Below are 13,942 nucleotides of genomic sequence, written 5' to 3' on the forward strand. Positions count from 1 at the left end.
TTGCTATACCAAATATCCGGGAAGTAAAAATGATATAAAAAAACACCGCAGTTGCGATGCCACTTTTAGTTCCACTATTTCCCGAAAAAGGGCTCATTTTTTTTGAAAAAGGTGTAAAATTATATATCATATTCAGCTTTAATACCCTTTATTTATCAATTGCTCTGCCATTTTAACCTTATTATCATAGAGTTTTTGAGCCAATATTTTTTTGGCTTCCAAAGAAGCTACTAAATAATCCGTATCATTAACGGTGGCAACAATGGAAAACTTATATCCAAATGGACTTGTGTCGAGAGAATGTAAGCCATAAACTTCATACTTTTCCACGTAATCTCCAGTCAATGTATCCACTTGCAAATAGGTTAATTGTTTTTCGTTTAGCTCATCGCAAACTTCTTGGAGCAACACGCGAACGATTCCAGGATCTTGATTGAATGAAACAATTAGGCTTTCAAAAATCCGTCTTTTTTCAACAGAACCATTAACCATTTTTCTAATTTCCCCATTAGAAATGGTCAATAATTTCCCGTTTATCAAACGAATCTTGACAATCCTAAACCCTAATTCCTCAACCGTTCCGCCTTCCAGTTCCCCGTTGACGTTTATAAAGTCTCCTCGTTTAATCGTACCCTCAAAAATAATGAAAACACCACTTATAAGATCATTAATCAGTTTTTGGGCACCGAACCCAATAACAGCAGCGATGATTCCCCCTGCAACAATGACTTCTTTCAAATCTCCCACAAACGGCTTAATCGCTGCGACTATAATAATGACAGCAAATATGTACCTGGATGTGTTTTTCACAACACTTTCAATTGTTTCTTTCTTTTTCTCTTCTAATATAGTTGTCCGCTTGAATAGTTGTTGCATGATTTTCCTGAATACAACTAAAAGTAAATAGGTGAAAATAATTGTTAACATTAATGAAATAAAATACAATCGAACATCCGAAAAATCATAAGCAATAAAATCTTTTATTGTATCTAAAAACATATTCATAATAATCAAGTTCCTTTTCCTCATTTACTAGATTTTTCTCTCTCAGTTTATTATACATTACGTCTAACATAACCGCATAAAAAACCCTAGACACGAATGCCAAGGGATATACTCATTGTGTAGGAAGTTATGAAATTCTATGCATGCGGATAACCTTCGAAATGTGATATTTCATAACCCCTGAATTTGCGCTTGTACTTTTGTTCTTCCTATAAGATCTTGTTACACTCATAAAAGTTTTTTCCATTGTCATCTTTTTTAGGTGAATCAATTTAACAATTACTAATTTTTTGTGTAAAGACGAACGATTTAATTCATCTATCTATTGACTATTACGACAAACTGAAAAAACAACCCTATAACAAATGTCATAAGGTCGCCTCCATCGCATGTGTAACCAAGTTATCGAAGACAATCTTCTTTCTCGTTACACAATATGAACTATGATTACAGGTTAGCCACCAACTCATATTCGTATCAATATTTTATCATACGTAGACACCTAGTGGAAAAATTAAAAAACACCAGATTTATTTAGTATATGCAAATAACTTATATCGTTAGATCTCTACTCTTCGCAACTTATATAAACAATACGCGTAAATAAAGTTCAGAAAACCACTTTACTGGACGAAAGAAAGCGATCTAAAAGCGCAACTATACAAGTAGTAGCCAGGGGATAATCAAACGGAATAAGTAGTTTATGGGAGTAGGTCAACATGCTAATCAATATAGATCCCGCAACAATTAAATAAAGCATCAAACTAAATCTGATGCTCAAATTTTTACTATTAATTTATTTCCGCATTTGTTATAGCCGTTGCAATACGGTCAAGAACAGGAATCGTACTAGATTTTTGATCCTGAGTTAGTACACTGAAAATAAGGGTTTCCCCGTCTTTTGTTTGGGCATAACCTGCCAAAGCACTGACATTTGTTAGACTTCCCGTTTTCGCAACGACATTCCCTTTAGCAGTTCCTGTTTTCATGCGGTTTCTGAGCGTACCTCCGATAAATCTGTCCGGTGCACCGGCAACTGGTAGCCCTTGAGCAAACGATCCGTACCAAGGAGCCGTTCGTACCTCATACAATAACTCAGTGAGTTGGGCAGACGTCACTTTGTTCGCATGTGACATACCGGATGCATCTTCAAACATCCACTCGTTTACATTTAATCCGACAGACTCGGCATAGTCACGCATCACTTGTAACCCAGCATCCCAACTACCATCTCCATACTTCGTTTTCCCCATAGCTTTCGCCAATACTTCCGCATGTGAGTTATTACTTAACTTCATAAAAGGCCTCATTAAGCTTTTCAATGGCATGGAACTTTTTGAAACGAGAATTTTGGATTCTGCTAGCGTTTTTCCGCGCACTGCTTTAGACGAAGGAACAAATTTTATACCTTTAGCTAGTAATGCCTTTTTGAATATATCAAGTGCATAGGCAGTTGGATTGGACACAGTAATCCACTCCTTTCTGCCAGAGGATCCAATCGGAGCATTTCCAGTAATGACAATATTATTTGTTCCATATTGACGTTCAATCTTCAACGTGTTTTTAGTCCCTTTAGGAACTGTCTTTGAACGATTGACCACTCGAACAACGCCTGTTTCTGGAGTTATTATTACTTTTGCTGCTTTCCCGCGGGCAGCTGGCTTTGCATCTACAATGACTGTGCCGGCATCATAATCTGTATTCGGAGATACAGTCACTGCTGAAATCTGAGCTGCATAATAATACGATTCATCATTTTTATCAATACCTGGTGATAGACGGATTGTATCAAACCACGTGTCATCCCCCACAAGATCACCTGAAATCTTTTTCACCCCAAGAGCAGACAGCTTTGAAGCGAAATTGTCAAAGTCTTTTTTCAATAATGTAGGATCGCCTGTCCCACGGAGATACAGATTCCCATCCAATGTTCCATTTGTTACTTTGCCATTCGTTAATACATCTGTCGTGAAACGATAATCTTCGCCAAGTGTCTCAAGTGCTGCCGCTGCAGTTAATATTTTCAACGTGGACGCGGGTGTAATTCCTTTATCACCGTGTTTCTGGTAAACAATTTCCCCAGTCGAAGCTTTGCGCACAGTAACACTACTCGTCCCTTTCTGCATTCTACCATCCGTCATAATTATATTAATGGTTTCTTCCAAATTCTCATACGTTGAAGTTGCATAAACAGTTGATTGTTCAGCAAACGTAGTGAAAAGCGTTCCAATCAACAATAAAACCGACAATAACGATAATGCTATTTTTCTCTGTATCAAACCATTGCCCCCTCCAAAATTGTGTAGACTATGAATATTCTACCACAAACGATAGAACGCAAGAACATTCAATGACAAGTGTATTTCGTTGCTGTGTTAAGATAATAAATAGATTTTCAAACGAAAGGTGGATATACAATGATGAACACTGAGTCAGTAAAATTAACTACCCTTACAACAAAAGGTGGTTGCGGCTGCAAAATCGGTCCTGCTGATTTGGCCGATGTATTAAGCAGCCTACCACTCGCTTCTCCAAATCCTAACTTGCTCGTTGGCCTCGATACGAGTGATGATGCAGGTGTTTATAAGCTGACTGATGAAATAGCAATGGTGCAGACACTTGACTTTTTCACACCAATTGTCGATGACCCATACGATTTCGGTCAAATCGCTGCTACAAATGCAATCAGTGACATCTACGCAATGGGTGGAACTCCGATTACAGCGCTAAACATCGTCGCTTTCCCAATCGCTACTTTGGATAAAAAAATCCTCACAGAAATTCTTCGTGGTTCCGGTGATAAATTAAAGGAAGCAGGCGTAACACTTGTCGGTGGTCATTCAATAGATGATCAAGAACCAAAATTTGGTCTTGCAGTTACTGGAACTGTCCATCCCGAAAAAGTACGAACAAATGCGGGTGCACAACCAGGCGATAAGTTACTTTTAACAAAACCAATCGGCGTGGGTATCTACACAACATCATTGAAAAATGGTTTATTATCCGAAGATGAAATTGTCTATGTAACGAAAGTTATGACTACACTTAATAAAACAGCAGCAGAAACAATGGCTACATACGATGTCCATGCCGCAACAGACGTAACTGGCTTTGGATTGCTAGGACATGCTTCTGAAATAGCGAAAGCAAGCGGCGTGGGCATTCGCATCATTGCTGACCAAGTACCGATCCTCCCTCGTACAAAAGAACTTGCAGATGCCGGCAAAGTACCTGGCGGAACAAAAAACAATTTCGCCCACGTAGCGGGAGTGGTTACTTACGCTGAAACAATGGACCAAACCGATCGATGGATTTTATGTGATGCTGTGACATCAGGTGGCTTACTTATAGCGGTGCCAGAAGACCAGTCAGGTAAACTGTTGGATGAACTTCAACAAAAAGGCGTTGACGCCCGGATAATCGGCGAAGTAACAGAAGAAAATAAAGGCCGTATCATTGTCGAATAAAATGATGTGATCTTTGGTTAGAAGGTGAATTGGATGTTCCGCGATTTAATGTTGGAAGATATACTTGCATTACAAGAAAAAGGTCCACATACATTCATTGATGTTCGTTCTCCTAAAGAGTTTAATGAGGCGACGATTCCTGGAAGCATTAACATCCCTGTTTTCAATGATGAGGAACGCGCAGAAATTGGAACGCTTTATAAACAAGTTGGACAAGATGTTGCAAAGGAAAGAGGACTTGAAATCTTTGCGAAGAAGTTGCCGGATTTTATTCGTGCTTTCAAACTTATTGAAACGCCAATGACGGTATTCTGCTGGCGTGGCGGCATGCGCAGCAAAACTGCAGCGACCGTCCTCGATTTAATGGGCATCTATACCACTCGTTTGACTGGCGGAGTCCGTTCTTATCGCCAATGGGTTGTTCATGAATTGGAAAAAGAAGAATTTTCTCCAGACTTCATTGTATTGAACGGCAATACAGGTACAGGTAAAACCGAGATTTTGAAGCGTCTAGCAGACACTGGCTACCCTGTTATTGACTTCGAGAACATTGCAGGTCATCGTGGATCTATTTTCGGACAAATTGGTCTTGAGCCCAGTAATCAAAAGAAATTTGACTCGTTACTCATTCATGAATTAGAACGATTTAAAACGGAGCCACATGTTTTCATCGAAGGCGAAAGTAGACGAATTGGTAAAGTAAGTTTACCGCAATTTATTTATGAGAAAAAGGAAATTGGGATGCAAATCGTCATTCATCTCCCGATTGAGGAACGGGTTAATATTGTTCTATCAGACTATGAACCATGGAACAACCCGGAACGCTTCAAAGAGGCCTTTCAGTTAATTGAAAAACGTTTACATACACCCATTGCCAAGTTGATAGAAACGCATTTGGAGAATGGTGAGTTTGGATTGGCAGTCAAGTTGCTCCTTGAATACTATTATGATCCAAGATATAGATATTCTGGTGATCAAAATTCCGAATTACAGAAGATAGACATTGAGGCAATAAATGTAGAGGACGCATTCCAAAAAGTTCTTCAAACTATATCACGAATGAAACTTCTACCTTTATCATAAAACTAACTGCCTGAACAATCGATCTTTTTGTCGACTGCTCAGGCAGTTTTTCATTGCAGAGATACTTGTAATTGTAGAGTTCTCTCAAAAGTAATTCTAACTTTAGTAACCGAAAAAATATACTGACTTTTCCGTCATTAAGGGTTAGTATAAAGGGAGACTAATGCTTGAAGAGGTCTTCTAGCAATTAAGCTCTATTCCTAGTTTAAGTACAGTTTTTCAAACTACAAGAGCCCATTTTATCTCTAATTGAGAATACATGTACATTGACCATCCCACTACAATTAGAATTAGTGAAGCGAGTGCTGAGAATAATCAAGAGCTAGGTAGCCTTCAAACAAGAATTATTTTTGCTATATAGATTGGATTTTTGAAGATCGTATGTGTTCTCAGCGTAAGCGCCTCACAGTGATAGACAATGTCCTAAGCGTGTAAGCAGTATTCAATAGAATCATTCATTCAAATTATATAGTGGATATTAGTAGATATATTGTTTCTTTTTTAGTATGATTATCATGTAGTAATTAAAACAATCTAGGGAGTGAACATTTATGATAGAAAAAGACAATAACAGAAAATTAACAACTGCCGCTGGTGCTCCAGTTGTGGATAATCAAAACTCAATGACTGCTGGGCCTAGAGGGCCAATACTATTACAAGATGTTTGGCTTTTGGAGAAGCTTGCGCATTTTGATCGCGAGGTTATTCCTGAACGCCGTATGCATGCTAAAGGAACAGCTGCGTATGGTTCATTTACCGTAACTCATGATATTTCAAAATATACAAAAGCAAAAGTCTTCTCGGAAATCGGTAAAAAAACAGATATGTTCGTTCGTTTTTCAACAGTTGCCGGTGAACGTGGTGGAGCTGACGCAGAACGAGATATCCGCGGATTTTCAATGAGATATTATACGGAAGAGGGTAACTGGGACCTCGTCGGAAATAACACACCTGTGTTCTTCTTTAGGGATCCAATGAAATTCCCAGACTTGAACCATGCTGTTAAACGTGATCCACGTACAAATATGCGTAGCGCCAATAACAACTGGGACTTCTGGTCATCACTTCCTGAAGCACTTCACCAAGTAACGATTGTTATGAGTGACCGTGGACTTCCAAGTTCATACAGAAGTATGCATGGTTTCGGAAGCCATACCTTTAGTATGATCAATGCTGAAAACGAGCGCGTTTGGGTGAAATTCCACATGCATTCACAGCAAGGAATTGAAAACTTGACTGATCAGGAAGCAGAGGCCGTTGTCGGCAAAGACCGTGAAAGCCATCAACGCGATCTATATGAGAATATCGAAAATGGGAACTTCCCGAAATGGAAAATGTTCATTCAAGTAATGACAGAAGAAGAGGCTAACAACATGCCATATAACCCGTTTGACTTAACAAAAGTATGGTATAAAAAAGACTTCCCTCTTATCGAAGTAGGAGAATGGGAATTAAACCGTAATCCTGATAACTATTTTGCAGAAGTAGAGCAAGCTGCTTTTACACCTGCAAACGTTGTTCCGGGTATCAGTTTCTCACCAGACAAAATGTTACAAGGACGCCTCTTCTCATATGGAGATGCACAACGCTATCGTTTAGGTGTGAACCATCACCAAATTCCAGTCAACAAACCGAAATGCCCAGTTCATAGTTTTCACCGTGACGGCGCAATGCGTACCGATGGTAATCTTGGAAGTACTCTTCATTACGAGCCGAACAGCTATGGTGAATGGCAAGAACAACCGAAATATAAAGAACCAGCTCTAGATATTTTCGGGGCAGCAGACCAATGGAACTTCAGAGAAGATGACGATAATTACTTCGAACAGCCTGGTAAACTCTTTAACTTAATGACGCAAGAACAACAACAAGTATTGTTCGAAAATACGGGACGTAATATGAATGGCGTTGACAGACATATCCAACTTCGTCATATTGCTCACTGTTATAAAGCTGACCCGGCTTACGGACTAGGCGTAGCCGCTGCACTCGGTATTGCTTGGAGCGAAGTAGAAGCAGCAGCAACATTCGAAGCAAAATAAGCATTTTCCATACTGAAGGAGCAGCGAAATTCGCTGCTCCTTTTATTTCCCTGAATCACAAGTATTTCCGAGGAAATCGCGCGAAAATCGTTGATTCGTCGTTAAAACTGAAAATCCTCGAAAAACTCCATTATAACGCGAAATAAGGACTTCCCCTCCCTTTAGTACCTATTAGTTATTATAAAGCCCTACCTTTTGTTTCATATGAAAACGCCTGCATCCATTAGGCTTTGAGTGCAGGCATTTTGCAGTTTATCTATTCTAATTTCCTAAAAGGATGAATATATAAACGAATAAACAACAAAAGAAAAATCAAGGTAGAAATACCAAACAAAATTCGAATTGGAAACCATTCGGCCCATAATCCCGCGATAAAAAGACCGAATGGAAGAGTCAGCTTCATAAGCATGGACGAGGTACCTGCAACGCGTCCAAGCAGATGATTCGGTGTAAATTCCTGCCTAATCGTGAAATAAACAATGTTGGAAATCGTTGTAGAGAATGTACGTATTGCAAGTGCCATTCCTATAGCCCACCATGTTTGCGCAAAGATGAGACAGGCCATGCCGGCCACGTCAAATAGTAGACAGAACGTATAAATATTTCCACGACCAAACTTTTTCCGTATATGACTTATAACTGCCGCCCCTACAATTCCCCCAATTGCCGAAATGGTATACATCAATCCAACTTGCTGTGCTGTAGCGCCAAGTTGGTCGGTTACATAAAAGACAAGAACGCCGATCACTAGACTTGAAGCAAAGTTCATGAATAAGACTGTAATTGTCGGAGTTAACAAGGTTTTATTACGAAATAATTCATCTATGCCCTCTTTTATATCTTGCACGATAGTGGTTTTCTTTCGCTCCATGACAATAGTTGCCGGCGGTTGAAATACAGAAACGCACATAAATAAAATAATTAAGCAGAGCATATACACTGCCAATGTAGACGTATAGGAAAAGGCTACTAGCAATGCCCCTGCCAAACCAGGACCTATTGTCTGGATGAATGTACTTACAAAGGATAGCTTCGCGTTAGCAGAAGTAAGCTGTTCCTTCATTACGATTTGCGGCAAAACGGCATGGTGAGCATTGCCGAACGTATAGCCTGCAGAAGATAATATGAATCCAAGGATATATAAATGCCAAAGTACTAGCTGACCTGAGAAAAGGAGCACTATCATCCCAACCATTGACATCGCCTGAATTAGACTTGTCCATTGCATCATTCGTTTTCGGTTCACCCGATCCACAAATACACCAGCCAACATGCCGATGAAGATATTCGGGAAGAATTCAATCGCTCGCATCATGCTCATTGCCAATGCTGATCGACTTAAATCATAAATTAGCAATGGAATCGCGATAATGTACATTTGATAGCCAAAGCTAGATATGATAGAGCCACCCCAAATGAGCATAAAATTTTTGTTTTTCCAAAGTGCCTGATCTGTTGTCGTGCTTTCTATCGCTTTTAAAGCCATTTTTCGTCCCCCTATTGCTTCTACCTGTAGCTAAACTATAAAATAGATAAAGGTGAATAAAAAGTGTTCGATTAGTATTTCTTAGTTCACCTTTTAAAATGGAGGTATATAGATGAAATATATTGAACACTCGAAAGAACTTACACTACATTTTCGTAAAAACTCAGAAACTGAAACCACAATCGCAGACCTTTCAAAGCTGCTCAACTGTTCGGATCGGCATGTAAAAACCGTCGTAAAGTATCTACATCAACAAGGGCATATCCATTGGGCAATTCAAAATGGTCGAGGCAAAAAGCCAAAGATAACCGTTCTTCAATCCAACCAAGAGATACTATTGAAAGAAGCGAAACACAACATTCAACACGGACATTATAAAGATGCATTCCAGATTATTCAGCAGTTTGATAGCCAGTTACAAGCTGACTTTCAACAGTGGTTCGAAAAGCATCTGGGCCTCTCACAAGAACACTCGGCTGAACTATCCATCGATGTGATGCGCTATCCATTTTACGAAACAAAACTCATCTTGGATCCGCTATACATCCTTTCCAGGCATGATGCACATATGGTTCAGCAAATCTTTGACCGGCTTGTGGAATATGACAATGTCACCCATCAACTGCTCCCACGAATCGCTCACCACTGGGACAGTGATGATGGTATGCAATGGACCTTTTATCTTAGAAAGAGCGTCCGTTTCCATAATGGTCGAGAGTTGACAAGTAATGATGTAAAAGCAACATTTGAGCGGTTTCCTTTGAATGATCCAATTATAAAAAATATGAAACAGATTTACACACCGTCCAAAAATATCATTATTTTCCAGCTAACAAAACTAGATTTTCTCTTCCCTAGATACTTATCCAACATGAAGACATCCATTGTGCCGATTGAAGTTATTGAAAAAGATGAACATTTTAAACTGTATCCTGTTGGTTGCGGTCCCTACCGATTAGTGCATCATGATGAGAATATGGTTCGTCTAGATGTCTTTCCTGACTATTACGGTACTCGACCATGGTTAGACCGCGTGGAGATTATCAAAACCCCTTACTCAATTCATGATGAAACGAAACATCCACTCCTATTGAATGCACCGAATGCTACGTGGAATGAAGTACGAATTAAGGAAGAAGGAGCAGACTATATCACATTTAACTGTCGCAAGAATGGACCGATTCAAGACAAACAGTTCCGGCAACTCATCTCCAATATCGTTAACCCATCCGATTTTTGTTTAGATGTTGGAAATGAAGAAGTCGCATACAGTTTTTTAACTGAACGTTCGGCAATGCTGAAGTCCGCTAATTTGCATCCTTCAAGTGAATACTTTGAAACAGATGTCGTTCTAAGAATTGCGGCTCAGCAAATCCGAAAAGACGCTAATCACGAACGAGAGGCTTTGCTCCTTCAAGCTCAGCTTGCACTGCACGGAATCGAATCGACTGTGGAACTCATCGACTTACATCAGCTGAATGACTGCTTGTACAAGCACTATGATTTGTTTGTTGGTGGCATTGCCTTAAGTGAAGATCGGCTTATATCTATTTTGACAGCAAGTCAATCTTCAAAACTTACCCTCTATCCTTGCTTAAATAATGAAATGAAAACGTATGTGGATCAACAAATCACCACAATAAAAGAACTACGAGATGATACGACACGTTGGGAGACCTATTTTCAATTAGAGTCGTATTTAAAATCGAACCATATTCTTCTCTTTTTAAATCACCGCTCACACACTGTTTTTGAACCCCAAAATAGTCCATATGAAAATATACGTTTGGATTGTAATGGGAGAATTGATTATCGAAAAATCTGGAAGAGAATTTAGTAGGTAATCGTAAATACGACTATAATTATACTGACTTTTCCGTCATTTTTAGATAGAATTGATATAGCATTCACTATTATTTAGTAGGGGGAATTTTCATGTCTATCACATTCACAGCAAAAGAAGAGTTCTTTACGTTTCATGATCCAATGCAAGATGGTAAATTGATTGATCGCAAAACTGAAATTCGAATGGATCCACTAACAGGCGAAACATCCCGAATTATATTCGACCCAGGCGCCCCCTTTACATCAACTGACTATTCGGAGCTCGCAAAACAAACCTCCGGTAATAAATGTCCATTCTGTCCCGAAAACGTGCACACCTTCACACCCAAATTTCCGAATGAATTAATCGAAGATGGCAGGATTATTCAAGGCGAAGCCGTCGTTTTTCCAAACCTCTTTCCATACAGTAAGCATAATGCGGTGGTCCGTATGTGCGATCAGCATTTCGTCAAACTCAATGAGTTCACAACAGCAATGATTGCCAATTCCTTTTCTGCTGCGCATAGCTATTTGAATAAAGTTATCGCCCAAGATCCGGAAACCGCTTACGCATCCATCAACTGGAACTACTTACCCTCTTCAGGCGGTAGCATTTTACATCCACATATTCATGTGCTGGCCTCTGAAATGCCGACTAACTACCAATTAACAGCATTAGCAAGTAGCGAGCAGTTTCACATAGAAACCGGCAGCAACTACTACGATTCTTTAGTAGAAAGCGAGCGTGAAATCGATGAGCGCTATATCGCGACCGTGGGTTCCATCGACTGGGTTCATGCTTTCGCGCCGAAAAGTCATACTGATTTTATCGGAGTGCTAAATACTTCTTCGTTAGATGGATTAAACGATAGCAACTGGCAGGATCTCGCAGAAAGTCTCACAGGTTTTTTCCATTACTTTGAATCCATTGGCATCACAAGTTTTAACCTTGCCTTGTTTATTCCTGTTAGTAAGAATTCATCAGAACGCGTTCACGTACGAATTGTTCCCCGTTTGACAATCGGTGCACTCCAAACAAGTGACATGAACGTTTTCAATTTCTTACATGGCGAACCACTGTGCTTGAAAGTACCTGAAGAAACAACAAAAGAAGTAGCTAGTTATTTCAACATGTCTGTTGATTAACCATTAATTTGCATAAAATACTGGTTAAAAGAGTTTAATAACCTCTATTTTCACTGGACCATATCCGGCTCGCTTTCGGTTAACTGTTCATGACAGATTTAAGAAGGAACTGCAATTCATTCCTTCTTAGTAATACTGTTACGAATTGTTGCCTGTCGCCTTCCTACAATGTTCAAGTGAAAGATACAATTGGTTTGAAAGCAAAGAATAGATGCCTTTCTATAGAAATTGTAAGTGCCCGAAGATACAATTTCGGACACTCTAGTACTTTGTATAATGTGTTCCTTGCTTACTTCTAGCAAAGATTATACATCTAATCATGTGATGCCTTATAGAAAGTGACACTTCTTCAAAATAAAGAAGAAAAAGCCATAGAGAACGCATCAGCCGTCAAAATTGCATCTTTGGCGGCTTTTCTCCAGTTAGGAAGACAGCTATTCTTTCCTCCCAAAAAGATTCGGCACTCTGTGTACTTATGCATTTGGAGAGCGATGGATAGAAGACAACCAGACAATTACCGAAAAAAATGTGTAGGGATTCGTAATAGAAGTCATTTAATCCAAAGCGATCCGAAAGCGCAACTACACAAGTATCGGCGAGGGGAAATCAAATTATTTACTAGTTAATTTTGGTTAATCAACAGTCATATTATTTCAAATAAGAAAAGCGTGTGGTGCTGAAGCCTAGACACTGTTCCATGTAATGCGCCTACACTGTTTTATATACCGTATTCAAAACTTTAACATATATAGCAATGCTAGTTTATATACTTTCACTCATCCTAAATAATAGTACAATCATATACACTTTACAGAATATCCACTCCTTTTTAATCAACTATCACCAAAGCCATAAAAAAAGAGTCTTTCAGTTTTTCCGACTGAGAAGACTCTCTTTTTGCATTTTTATTCATTTTCGAAACTCAGCTAAAGACCGGCAATGTAACAAGAATCATCAGTGTAAACAAGATAGCCACATAATTCACGGAACACATGAACATCAGATGTGCCCACTTCATATCGTTTTTTGTGAAAAATCCGGTTATAGCTGCAACCAGCCACCCGATGTTCATCAGTGTAGCGATGACAACAAAAAGTGTTCCAAGCGAACCTAAAAAGAATGGTAATGGAAGTAAGCATGCTATATAGACAACCATTTGTCGCTTAGTAAAATTAAATCCATAAACGACTGGAAGCATCGCCACTTTTGCCAAACTGTATTCTTCTACTTTCTTCATCGCAATAGCGAATGTATGCGGCATTTGCCATATGAATAGGATAAGCGTTAATACGATTGGGACGATATGAAAACCGGGTGCAATTGCTGCCCATCCGATTAATGGCGTCACAGCACCTGACACACTGCCAATTACCGTATTCAACGTATATCTACGTTTTGACCACATTGTGTATAAAATAACATACGTAAACCATCCAATGGATGCATAGACGGTCGCTTCAATTGTAGTAAAAGCTAGAAGTACTAAACCTACTACAGATAATGCAATTCCTAATCTAAAGACAAATTTAAGCGAGAAATTCCCAGTAACTGTCGGACGGTTTTTGGTCCGCTGCATTACTGTATCAATGTCGACATCATACCAGTTATTCAGGACAAGTGCTCCGGCCATAACAAGTGTACTGCCTGAAATCGTCAACAAAAATACATCCCAGTTTTCCAAAAATGTTACTTCCGAAAAATAGAGCGCTAACCAAAATCCTGTGAGTACAGGTAGCACATTAGAAATTAAGACTATCCCCTTAAATAGAGATTTAAAATCAGTGAATAGCGTAGAAATATTTTGTTCTTTCGAAACAGTTTTTTCATCAACCTTATCCCAAGATGGATCCATTACTTTAGTCATCAATTCGTCTCTCCTCAAAAAAGCC

At 39.2% G+C, this 13,942-nt stretch carries 9 protein-coding genes and 1 pseudogene; 6 read left to right on the top strand and 4 right to left on the bottom strand.

Annotated elements, in window-relative coordinates:
• Positions 1-138: 138 nt before the first annotated feature.
• Positions 139-1,005, bottom strand: coding sequence for a mechanosensitive ion channel family protein (locus tag FQ087_RS06570; RefSeq protein ID WP_255452280.1), 867 nt, complete (start codon positions 1,003-1,005; stop codon positions 139-141).
• Between the two features lie 324 nt (positions 1,006-1,329).
• Between FQ087_RS06570 and FQ087_RS22920 the strand changes: the two are divergent.
• A pseudogene (locus FQ087_RS22920) lies at positions 1,330-1,462 on the top strand (IS110 family RNA-guided transposase); the annotation flags it as partial.
• A 334-nt stretch (positions 1,463-1,796) separates the two neighbouring features.
• Here the strand turns inward: FQ087_RS22920 and dacB are convergent.
• A complete protein-coding gene (gene dacB / locus FQ087_RS06580; protein WP_149579692.1) occupies positions 1,797-3,284 on the bottom strand; it encodes a D-alanyl-D-alanine carboxypeptidase/D-alanyl-D-alanine endopeptidase in 1,488 nt (495 codons plus the stop codon).
• Between the two features lie 141 nt (positions 3,285-3,425).
• Here dacB and selD point away from each other — a divergent pair, with 141 nt between their 5' ends.
• The 3 genes from selD (at position 3,426) to FQ087_RS06595 (ending at position 7,597) form a co-directional block, all read left to right on the top strand.
• Positions 3,426-4,472 (top strand): selenide, water dikinase SelD, encoded by a 1,047-nt coding sequence (gene selD / locus FQ087_RS06585; protein ID WP_370456065.1) that lies wholly within the window; start codon positions 3,426-3,428, stop codon positions 4,470-4,472.
• 33 nt (positions 4,473-4,505) lie between these two features.
• The gene (mnmH, locus tag FQ087_RS06590; RefSeq protein ID WP_149579694.1) at positions 4,506-5,555 is read left to right on the top strand and encodes a tRNA 2-selenouridine(34) synthase MnmH; all 1,050 of its coding nucleotides are present in this window, start codon (positions 4,506-4,508) and stop codon (positions 5,553-5,555) included.
• Positions 5,556-6,106: 551 nt separating this feature from the next.
• A complete protein-coding gene (locus tag FQ087_RS06595; protein WP_149579695.1) occupies positions 6,107-7,597 on the top strand; it encodes a catalase in 1,491 nt (496 codons plus the stop codon).
• Positions 7,598-7,853: 256 nt separating this feature from the next.
• Here the strand turns inward: FQ087_RS06595 and FQ087_RS06600 are convergent, their stop codons facing one another.
• A complete protein-coding gene (locus tag FQ087_RS06600) occupies positions 7,854-9,083 on the bottom strand; it encodes an MFS transporter (protein WP_149579696.1) in 1,230 nt (409 codons plus the stop codon).
• Between the two features lie 112 nt (positions 9,084-9,195).
• Here FQ087_RS06600 and FQ087_RS06605 point away from each other — a divergent pair, with 112 nt between their 5' ends.
• Both FQ087_RS06605 and FQ087_RS06610 read left to right on the top strand, forming a co-directional pair.
• On the top strand, positions 9,196-10,920 hold the full coding sequence (locus tag FQ087_RS06605; RefSeq protein WP_149579697.1) for an ABC transporter substrate-binding protein: 1,725 nt from the start codon (positions 9,196-9,198) through the stop codon (positions 10,918-10,920).
• A gap of 98 nt (positions 10,921-11,018) precedes the next feature.
• Positions 11,019-12,053, top strand: coding sequence for a hypothetical protein (locus FQ087_RS06610; protein WP_149579698.1), 1,035 nt, complete (start codon positions 11,019-11,021; stop codon positions 12,051-12,053).
• Positions 12,054-12,975: 922 nt separating this feature from the next.
• On the opposite strand, the gene cyoE is transcribed toward FQ087_RS06610, so the two are convergent.
• Positions 12,976-13,917, bottom strand: coding sequence for a heme o synthase (gene cyoE, locus FQ087_RS06615; RefSeq protein ID WP_149579699.1), 942 nt, complete (start codon positions 13,915-13,917; stop codon positions 12,976-12,978).
• Positions 13,918-13,942 lie beyond the last annotated feature (25 nt).

The organism is Sporosarcina sp. ANT_H38 (assembly GCF_008369195.1).
Lineage (GTDB): Bacteria > Bacillota > Bacilli > Bacillales_A > Planococcaceae > Sporosarcina.

What these genes read in the sequence shown, in the direction of transcription:
- selD (WP_370456065.1), top strand. Translation starts at nt 3,426, where the DNA reads ATGAACACTGAGTCAGTAAAATTAACTACCCTTACAACAAAAGGTGGT.
- cyoE (WP_149579699.1), bottom strand. Translation starts at nt 13,917, where the DNA reads ATGACTAAAGTAATGGATCCATCTTGGGATAAGGTTGATGAAAAAACT.
- FQ087_RS06570 (WP_255452280.1), bottom strand. Translation starts at nt 1,005, where the DNA reads ATGAATATGTTTTTAGATACAATAAAAGATTTTATTGCTTATGATTTT.
- mnmH (WP_149579694.1), top strand. Translation starts at nt 4,506, where the DNA reads ATGTTCCGCGATTTAATGTTGGAAGATATACTTGCATTACAAGAAAAA.
- FQ087_RS06595 (WP_149579695.1), top strand. Translation starts at nt 6,107, where the DNA reads ATGATAGAAAAAGACAATAACAGAAAATTAACAACTGCCGCTGGTGCT.
- FQ087_RS06605 (WP_149579697.1), top strand. Translation starts at nt 9,196, where the DNA reads ATGAAATATATTGAACACTCGAAAGAACTTACACTACATTTTCGTAAA.
- FQ087_RS06600 (WP_149579696.1), bottom strand. Translation starts at nt 9,083, where the DNA reads ATGGCTTTAAAAGCGATAGAAAGCACGACAACAGATCAGGCACTTTGG.
- FQ087_RS06610 (WP_149579698.1), top strand. Translation starts at nt 11,019, where the DNA reads ATGTCTATCACATTCACAGCAAAAGAAGAGTTCTTTACGTTTCATGAT.